Origin of the sequence: Corynebacterium sp. HMSC074C04 (assembly GCF_001838295.1) — a bacterium.
In the GTDB taxonomy this organism is placed as follows: domain Bacteria; phylum Actinomycetota; class Actinomycetes; order Mycobacteriales; family Mycobacteriaceae; genus Corynebacterium; species Corynebacterium amycolatum.
Genome location: NZ_KV836272.1, coordinates 590,040 through 598,459, shown reverse-complemented (window position 1 = coordinate 598,459; position 8,420 = coordinate 590,040). Strand labels below are relative to the sequence as shown.

The window sequence follows — 8,420 nt, the reverse complement described above, 5'->3', positions numbered from 1 at the left end:
GAAACTGTGCGAGTTTATGACACTTTCAGGCCACTTTTTTGGTTCATTTCTGACATAAACGCGGCCAGTAACTCGCATTGGCCCGAGGCCGCCAGCCATAAACGCAGTCAGTAACTCGCATTGGCGGGAGGCCGCCAGCCAGTCGGCCACCAGTAGAAAACTACTTCTTCACCAGCACAGTGGTTCCGGCTGCTAAGGGGAGCCGCATCACGTAAGCGTCGTCAAGCTGGAGCATGTATTCGTCGGCTTCGCGGGCAGCGACGGTGTCACGGTCAGTGCGTGACGAGTCAGCAACAGTGCCGTCGAGGAGCGCGCCGGTCAGGACGAGCGCGCCACCGGAGCGAAGCAGCGGCCAGGCCTTTTCCTGTGCGGCGCGGAGGATTGCCGGGGCGACGTCCAAGTAGACCAAGTCGTAGGAGTCGGCTGCCAGGCGATCCATGACCTCCAGTGGCTGCGAGGGCAGGAAGCGCTGTCGGTTGGGGCGGATGCCTGCGGCTCGGAAAGCGGACTTTGCCAGAGACTGGTGCTCGAGCTCAGGGTCGATGCAGGTGAGAACGCCGTCATCGCCGAGACCGGCGACCAGGTGCAAACCGACTACGCCTGCTGCAGGCGATGCGATGACAGCGGCGGGGTGACCGTCGCGGCGGGCACTGGTCAGGGCCATGAGCGAGGTCAAGGCGGCGCCGGTCATCGTATCGGGGACGGCAACTCCGTATTCGCTAGCGCTCTCTCGGGCGCTTTCAAGGGCCTCGGAGACTACGGTCGTGTTGTTGACGTGCTGTGCAATAGCGTCACGTGCGGATAGCGGGGTAGCAGAAGAACTCGTTTCGGACACGCTCTATAGCGTAGGAAAAAACTCCGTGCAGGGCAGCGGGGCGCGCCGGTCCGTGCCGGACTAGGCGGGTAAACAAGCCTCAAATTTGTCTGGACTCTCAAACTATTTTCAGGGTAAGGTCACTACAAACCTAAGGTTGGTAAGGAACACTGAACCTCATGCCCGAACGAGTCAAGTCCGAACGAGTCAGCGCAGGCGCCAGCCGCGAGGACGCCCCGTCCGCTGACGCAACTGAGCAACTGTCCGGCACCGCAGCTTTTGACGCAGGTGTGGGAGAGATGCCGTCGTGGTCGGAACTTGTCCAAGCCCACGCGGATAGTGTTTACGGGCTCGCATATCGGTTGACTGGTAACCAACAGGACGCGGAAGACCTGACGCAGGAGACATTCATGCGTGTGTTCCGCTCGCTGAAGTCATACCGTCCCGGCACTTTTGAAGGCTGGCTGCATCGGATTACAACTAACCTGTTTTTGGATATGGTCCGGCATCGGCAGGTGATCCGGATGGAGGCGTTGCCGGAGAACTACGACCGCGTCCCGGGCACGCTGAAGACGCCGGAGCAGGCCGTCGATGACGCGATGCTCGATCCGGATTTGGAAATCGCGCTGGCTGAGCTGCAGCCGGACTATCGCGCGGTGGTTGTCCTCTGTGATGTGGTGGGGCTGACCTACGAGGAAATTGCTAACACCCTTGGGCTCAAGATGGGCACCGTGCGTTCGCGCATTCACCGGGCACGTTCCAGCTTGCGGGCGACGTTGGAGCGTCTGGAGAGGCAGCGGCAGGAGCTGCCGGAGTCGGTCACCGCAGGCTAGTTTTCCCGCACTCAATCCGTGGGAGCGGCTATTGTGGGGCTAGTTAATAGGTGCGATTTCTGGAGGTGCTGCAGTCTGTGATTCAGCAGGGCGATGACAAGCGTTTTTTGTCAACGGAGCATCTCGGCACCGAGGCAATTGCCGCTTTTGTTGACGGCGAGTTGTCGGTCGTAGCTGAGCGACGTGCGCAGGCGCACCTGATGGCATGCCCGGAATGTCGCCGGGAGGTCGCGAAGCAGCGGCAGGCAGCCAAGCGTCTGCGTGATAGCGCGGCCTTGCACATTCCAGCTGAGCTGCGCGCTCGTATTGCTGATTTCGCAGGCAGCTGCGAGGACTCAGAGCCCCATAGGTCGGCGCGGCATCTCGCGCACCGTCCGCCGGAGTCGCTGAGCGCTGCGTTGGAGCAGATCGTTCGCGGTTTTCGTAAAGGTGGTAGTCACTAGTGGGCAAACATCGCGATTTCGATGATTCCGCGTTTGCCCCGGACGCCGATCGTGCCGCCGCAACTGGCGGGTTACAGCGTGCGCCAGGGCATAAGCTTGACGACGACACCAGCGCCACTACTAGAGAGTATTCGCCGTGGCAGGATTCGTCGTCACGCATGACGACGGGGCGTCCAGCCCGCAAACCCGAAGCGAAGAAGAAACCTCGCCCGAAGATGGCCCCCCGCGTCAGCGCGCGGGAAGTGATTTTTGGCCGTGAGGTGCCGTGGCGTGTGATTGCGGCATCGTCGGCCGTGGTGCTGCTGATTGGCGGTGTTGGTGGCTTTGTCGGCGGTTGGGCTGGTAAGACTTTCCGCTCGGACTACCAGCGTGTGGAGTTGCAACAGGTCGAGGGGCGACCGGGCAACGGCGATTTGACCGAAATCGGCAAGGTGGCGGAGACTCTTCGTCCCGCGGTGGTGTCGATTGCGGTCAGTGCCGGTGAGGTTTCGGGCGTGGGCTCGGGGTTTGTCATTGATGGTGACGGTCATATTTTGACGAATAACCATGTCGTTTCGGCAGTGGCGGACCGGCAGGATATGCAGGTCTCGGTAACGTTTTGGGACGGTGGCAAGCTGAAAGAGGTGCCGGCCAAGATCATTGGCCGCGATCCGAAGACCGACCTCGCCGTAATTAAGGTCGAAGACGTTGCGGGGCTGACCGTGGCGCAGCTTGGTGATTCCAATGCGGTTGCGGTCGGTGACACGGTGATTGCGATGGGGTCGCCGCAGGGGCTGGGCGGAACGGTGACTTCGGGCATTGTCTCGGCGCTTAATCGGCCGGTGCGCCTGGCTGCTGAGGGGACTGATACGGATGGCTACGCCGATGCGATTCAGACCGATGCCTCCATCAACCCGGGTAACTCGGGTGGTCCACTGGTGGATATCCGCGGTGCCATTATTGGTATTAATACAGTGATTTTCAGTAGCTCGGGTGGCTCACAGGGGTTGGGCTTTGCGATCCCGATCAATTCAGCCGTTGCCATCGCTGAGCAGCTCATTGCCGGTGAGAAGCCGGTTCATCCGGGGATCGGCGTGACAGCGCGCACGGTTTCCAATGGCGCACTGACTGGTGCCGAGATTGCCAGCATCCTGCCGGGAGGTGTCGCTGATCGGGAAGGCCTGCAGGAAGGCGACGTGATTACGGCTGTGGGGGACCGCGCGGTATCGTCCGCAGATGAGCTCACGGTGGCGCTGTGGACTGTTGGCGCTGGTAATGAGGCGGTATTGAAGATCGTTCGCCACGGAGCCGAGCTGGAGGCAAAGATTACGCCGGAGTAGGGTGGCGCTGGTTTTGCTTGGACGTGCCTGGGGTTGGCTGGTTTCTGCGGATTTGGCGGATTTGGCCGCGCAATGCTGCATGCGAGGTGCACTGTAACTAAGGTGGTATAACGTGTTTTCTAATGTTGGCTGGGGCGAGATTCTCGTCCTCTTTATCCTCGGACTAATTCTCATCGGACCTGAGCGGTTGCCGAAGGTAATTGAGGACATCCGCGCATTGCTTCTGGCTGCGCGCACCGCAATCAATGACGCACGCGATAACCTCTCGGATGAGTTCGGTGAAGACTTCGACGATCTTCGCAAGCCGCTGCAGGAGCTCAACGATCTCCGTCGTCTCAACCCGAAGACCGCCATCACCAGGACGCTTTTCGACGGCGATGACACCTACCTGGACATGCTCTCCGGTAAGCCCGCAGCGGGTGGCGGCGGAACTGGTGCAACCGGAGCTGCAGGAGCCGGTGGATCCTCTGGAGTAGCTGGTGCGGCTGGAGCAACTGGTGCCGCAGGCCAGCAGTACCAGCAATCCAACAAGAGCCAGCCAGTGCAACCGGCTCCGTCGCAGCAGCCGGTCCCGCAGTCGGCTCAGCAGCCCGCCCAGCAGCCAGGAACGTGGCAGGATCCAGTTGCCCAGGCCCGCCAACAGCAGGCACAGCAAACACCACAGCAGCCCCGTGGGGTGCAGGCCTGGGTCGACGACGACAACCTATAGAGGTGGCAAACCGTTCCCGACCGCAAGTTACTGACCAGGGTTATGACACGTTGAGCACAAATTTTGCCACGAAACTGTCATAAACCTAGTCAGTAAGTGCACGCAGCCGCGTCGGTGGATACACCGCCCGCAAACCCCGGACCACCGACAACACTTACACCGCCGAAAACCCCCAAACCACATACGCCCCAGACACTGCAGCCACAATGAGCAAAGGCCCCCTTCCCGGCACTGAAAATACCGGGGAGGGGGCGTCGCTATGATCGTCGTAAAGCGAAGGACTACTTCGGCGTCACGCCCAAGCCTAGCGACTTGCCTGCGAGCGACTCGCGACGAACAACCAGCTTGTCGGCGATAGCGTTCAGGGCCTCGCCCGCGCCCGAATCCGGCTTGGATAGGACAATCGGGGTGCCCTTGTCGCCACCCTCGCGGAGTTCGGTGTCCAGTGGCACCTGGCCGAGCAGCTCGACCTTTCCTCCGGTGATCTGGGTAAGACGACGGGCAACGGTCTCGCCGCCGCCTGTGCCGAAGACTTCCATCTTGGAGCCGTCGGGCATTTCCATCCAGCTCATGTTCTCAATGACACCGGCGATCCGCTGGCGGGTCTGCAGCGAGATGGTGCCGGCACGCTCGGCAACTTCGGCGGCGGCCATCTGCGGGGTAGTAACAATCACTAGCTCAGCGTTCGGCACGAGCTGCGCCACGGAGATGGCGATGTCGCCGGTTCCCGGGGGCAGGTCGAAAAGCAGGACGTCCAAGTCGCCCCAGAACACGTCCGCGAGGAACTGCTGGATAGCGCGGTGCAGCATTGGCCCACGCCAGACAACCGGTGCGTTGTCGTCGACGAAGTGTCCGATAGAAATCAGCGACACGTCGTGTGCCTGCGGAGGCATAATCATGTCGTCGACCTGGTGCGGCTTTTCCTCGGAGCCCATCATGTGCGGGATGGAGTGGCCGTAGACATCGGCATCGAGCACACCGACAGATAGACCCTTCGCAGCCAGCGCGGCAGCGAGGTTCACGGTCACAGAGGACTTACCAACGCCACCCTTACCGGAGGCGACGGCGAACACGCGGGTGCGGGAGTCCGGCTGGGCGAATGGGATCACCGGCTCGGAGGCGGTGCCGCGGACGGCGTTGCGGAACTCGCGGCGCTGCTCGTCATTCATCACATCGGTGGTGACGGTGACGTTGCCAACGCCCTCGATACCGTTGAGCGCATCTTCGGTGCGCTCGATGATGGTGTTTTTCATGGGGCAACCGGCGATGGTGAGGTAAATCTCCACGGCCACGTCGTTGTTGTCCGCCACCGAGATGGACTTGACCATGCCAATCTCGGTAATCGGGCGACGTACCTCAGGATCTTCGACCTGCGCCAGGGCGGTGCGAACTTCAGCTTCAGTAATCGTAGACATTATGTAGTGAATCTTATCGTGAGACCCCGTAAGACAAAGAACTACTGACAAAATCAGCAGTTTTCCGCTTTACGACGGTCACAGCGCCCAACCCTTCCGACAAGCGCGGTGGCGGTGGAATGGGTGGTGGGCCAGACGGTGGAACAATTGGAAACCGTCAGGCGTTGTCCTTGATAGAACGCTTTTTAGCGATAGTTTTAGCAATATTTTCAGCAACTGAGTCACCAATTGCTGTGACAACAACTGCAAGGGAACGGTGAAAGTACCGATGGCACATGGGGAAGCGAATAGCGGTTGGGGGAGCGGCCGGGAACAGAGCATGAAGTCCCGGTTGCCTCAGCGGCAGGTGCCCGAGGGGGGGCCGGTGGGTAGCTTCACCAACTACGCCGATGCCCAGGCCGCGGTTGATTCGCTCAGTGATCGCGATGAGTTCCCGGTTTCCGACCTCACCATCGTCGGCGTTGACCTGATGCAGGTGGAGCGCGTGGTAGGTCGGTTGACCTGGCCGAAAGTGCTCGGTGGTGGCGCGCTGTACGGCCTATGGATGGGCCTGTTCTTCGGCCTGATTCTGGGGCTTTTCCAGGAAGATTGGGTTAGCCCGTTGATTGTTGGCCTCGGGATGGGCGCCATCTTTGGCATCGTGCTGGCCGCAGTCCCATACGCCATGCAAAACGGCAAGCGGGATTTCTCCACCACCACGGAGATTGTTGCTCGTCGCTACGATGTTTTGTGCAATCCCCGCAATGCCGAGCGCGCCCGCGACCTGTTGGCGCAGCGGGCTCTCGGTGGGAACCGCGGGTAGGTTGTTGTACTCGTCGTAAAGCGTTGCCTGCCAGAAGCGGAAACTACAGCCACTTGTTGCGGCGCAGGAGCCACACCAAAAACGCCACAATGGCGAACATGATGGCGAGGACGATGAAGTACCCGTACTCCCAGTGCAGTTCGGGCATGCGGTCGAAGTTCATGCCGTAGATACCGGCCAGGGCGGTTGGCACGGCGAGAATAGCCGCGTATGCCGAGATAGTACGCATGTCCTGGTTCTGCTGCAGCTGGATCTTCACTGCGGCGGCGTCGATGAGGGAGGAGAGGCGTTCGTCGAGTCCGGCTACGAGGTCCGCCGCGGCGAGCTGGTGGTCGAGAACATCGGAAAGATAACGGCTGACGTCCTTCGGCATGATGTCTTCTCGCAGATTCATCAGGGAGCGCAGCGCCGGCGTCAGCGGATCGATTGCGTGGCGCATCTCCAGGATTTCTCGTTTGAGGATGTAAATGTCCTCAATATCCGACACCAAATTCGGCTCGAAGACGGCATCTTCCATAATCTCCACGCGATCTTCCAGCTGCAACGCAATGCGCAGGTACGCATCGACGAGGTTGTCCGTCAGCGCCCACAGCACGCCCGCGGGACCGTAGTCGATGGCGTCGGTGGTGTTTTCCACACGCGCGCTAATGCGCTGCATATCCGAGCTCGGCATGCCCATGCGAATGGTGATGACGTACTCCTGGCCGATAACAATCATCAGCTGGCCAGAACGAATGATCTCATTTTCGTCGTCCGCGAGACCTTCCGGGGAGTAGTGAATCGAGCGAATCACAAAAACCACGTGATCATCGTGGATTTCAATCTTGGGGCGCTGGCGGTTAGTCAGTGCATCCTCCACCGTCAGCTCATCCAGCCCGTAAAGCTCAGCGATGGCGTCCATCTGTGTCGCGTTGGGGCGCGACAATGACAGCCACGTGAAGCCCTCGCCAAAATTACGCACCTCGGACAGACCGGAGAAGTGGTCGTAGGTGCCCGGCAAACGCTTGCCGCCGATGTAGACGCCGCAATCGCGCAGGGCATCGCGCACCGCCTCCGACTGCGTTTCTCCCACGCTTGACGACGATCCGTTGGTGCGCGTCACCTTCGAGACAGCTGACATTGCTGCGGATTTAGCTGCATTCGTTGCCCGAGCAGTTTTGCCGGGTTTTGCTGTGGCCGACGGCGTTTGGCTTTTACTGACCGAGTTAGTTCGCGGATTGCGAGCCTTTGACGAAGCGCTGTTGTTGCGGCTTTTCTCATCGCCCATTCTGGGTGACCTCACAATCCGTTCGTAGGTTACGCTGGTGTCGATGATTAATTTTAGACGTGCGAACGCCGGGTTCCACTTTCGCATCCGCTCAATGGGGTGCAAGGGGAGCTCCAAGGCTACTGCGTGCACTTTTACCGCCCTGGCATTGGTCGCTGGGGCAGCGGGGTTCGGTCTTGCCGCATGTTCTGATTTAGATCCGCAGATGCCCGTTCCTCCCGAACAGGAGGCGGTAGTGACTGTCGGGGCAGACCTACGCAACCCCGAGCAGGCAGCTCTTGCGTACCTGTATGCGCAAAGCTTTGAGAGGATAGGGCGGCAAGCGGAGGTCATCGGCATTCGCGATGCTGATGACCGGTTGCGGGCCGTACGCAATGAAGCAGTCCTGGTCTCTTTCGGATGCACAGGTGAGCTGCTCGGCCTGAGCGATTCCGCGTCCGCGGCTTCGCTGGCTGAGGAGTACGCCGACGACTCCACCCCGGACAAGCAATTCAGCGGCGAGTGGCGAGACCGTGTTTACGACGCATTTTCGCGGTCGTTGCCGGGTGAAGTTATGGCCACCGACGCGGGCATGGCGCAGGGGTGCACGGATGTGCCAGCTGACAATGCTGGGGCTGACTTGCCGCAATGGCTTGTGCCTTTCTACGTCAAGCCAGCGTTGGACCGGAGCGATCGAGTCCGAGTGCTCAATGAGATTGCTGGTTCGCTGAGCACTGAGGACTTAAAGCTGATGACCCGGGCTGTGGCTGGTGGCGCCAGCCCTGAGTTGGTCGCTCAGGAGTGGCTGGATAAGGCGTAGCCGGGGCGGCGGGGCTAGT

9 protein-coding genes are annotated in these 8,420 nt (G+C 60.5%); 6 read left to right on the top strand and 3 right to left on the bottom strand.

The window, feature by feature from the left end; all coding sequences use genetic code 11:
• Window positions 1-160: 160 nt before the first annotated feature.
• A complete protein-coding gene (locus HMPREF3011_RS06975; RefSeq protein WP_070841320.1) occupies window positions 161-835 on the bottom strand; it encodes an O-methyltransferase in 675 nt (224 codons plus the stop codon).
• A gap of 158 nt (window positions 836-993) precedes the next feature.
• Between HMPREF3011_RS06975 and sigE the strand changes: the two genes are divergently transcribed.
• From sigE to tatB, 4 genes are all read left to right on the top strand, one after another.
• Window positions 994-1,647, top strand: a complete 654-nt coding sequence (gene sigE, locus HMPREF3011_RS06970; RefSeq protein WP_038628362.1) for an RNA polymerase sigma factor SigE — start codon at window positions 994-996, stop codon at window positions 1,645-1,647.
• Window positions 1,648-1,724: 77 nt separating this feature from the next.
• Window positions 1,725-2,090 (top strand): anti-sigma factor family protein, encoded by a 366-nt coding sequence (locus tag HMPREF3011_RS06965; RefSeq protein WP_038629490.1) that lies wholly within the window; start codon window positions 1,725-1,727, stop codon window positions 2,088-2,090.
• Window positions 2,090-3,409 (top strand): S1C family serine protease, encoded by a 1,320-nt coding sequence (locus HMPREF3011_RS06960; protein WP_038628365.1) that lies wholly within the window; start codon window positions 2,090-2,092, stop codon window positions 3,407-3,409. The genes HMPREF3011_RS06965 and HMPREF3011_RS06960 overlap by 1 nt, the downstream gene beginning before the upstream one ends.
• Window positions 3,410-3,521: 112 nt before the next feature.
• Window positions 3,522-4,118 carry a Sec-independent protein translocase protein TatB gene (tatB, locus tag HMPREF3011_RS06955; RefSeq protein ID WP_038628367.1) on the top strand — a complete coding sequence of 199 codons (597 nt, stop codon included), beginning with the start codon at window positions 3,522-3,524 and terminating at the stop codon, window positions 4,116-4,118.
• A gap of 281 nt (window positions 4,119-4,399) precedes the next feature.
• Here the strand turns inward: tatB and HMPREF3011_RS06950 are convergent, their stop codons facing one another.
• The gene (locus HMPREF3011_RS06950) at window positions 4,400-5,533 is read right to left on the bottom strand and encodes an Mrp/NBP35 family ATP-binding protein (RefSeq protein ID WP_038628370.1); all 1,134 of its coding nucleotides are present in this window, start codon (window positions 5,531-5,533) and stop codon (window positions 4,400-4,402) included.
• 268 nt (window positions 5,534-5,801) lie between these two features.
• Here HMPREF3011_RS06950 and HMPREF3011_RS06945 point away from each other — a divergent pair, with 268 nt between their 5' ends.
• Window positions 5,802-6,335 (top strand): YflT domain-containing protein, encoded by a 534-nt coding sequence (locus HMPREF3011_RS06945; RefSeq protein ID WP_210401646.1) that lies wholly within the window; start codon window positions 5,802-5,804, stop codon window positions 6,333-6,335.
• Between the two features lie 43 nt (window positions 6,336-6,378).
• Here HMPREF3011_RS06945 and HMPREF3011_RS06940 read toward each other — a convergent pair whose 3' ends face one another.
• Window positions 6,379-7,455 carry a magnesium and cobalt transport protein CorA gene (locus tag HMPREF3011_RS06940; RefSeq protein ID WP_224786570.1) on the bottom strand — a complete coding sequence of 359 codons (1,077 nt, stop codon included), beginning with the start codon at window positions 7,453-7,455 and terminating at the stop codon, window positions 6,379-6,381.
• Window positions 7,456-7,645: 190 nt separating this feature from the next.
• On the opposite strand from HMPREF3011_RS06940, the gene HMPREF3011_RS06935 reads away from it, so the two are divergent.
• A complete protein-coding gene (locus HMPREF3011_RS06935) occupies window positions 7,646-8,401 on the top strand; it encodes a type 2 periplasmic-binding domain-containing protein (protein WP_049180821.1) in 756 nt (251 codons plus the stop codon).
• The last annotated feature ends 19 nt before the right edge of the window (window positions 8,402-8,420 follow it).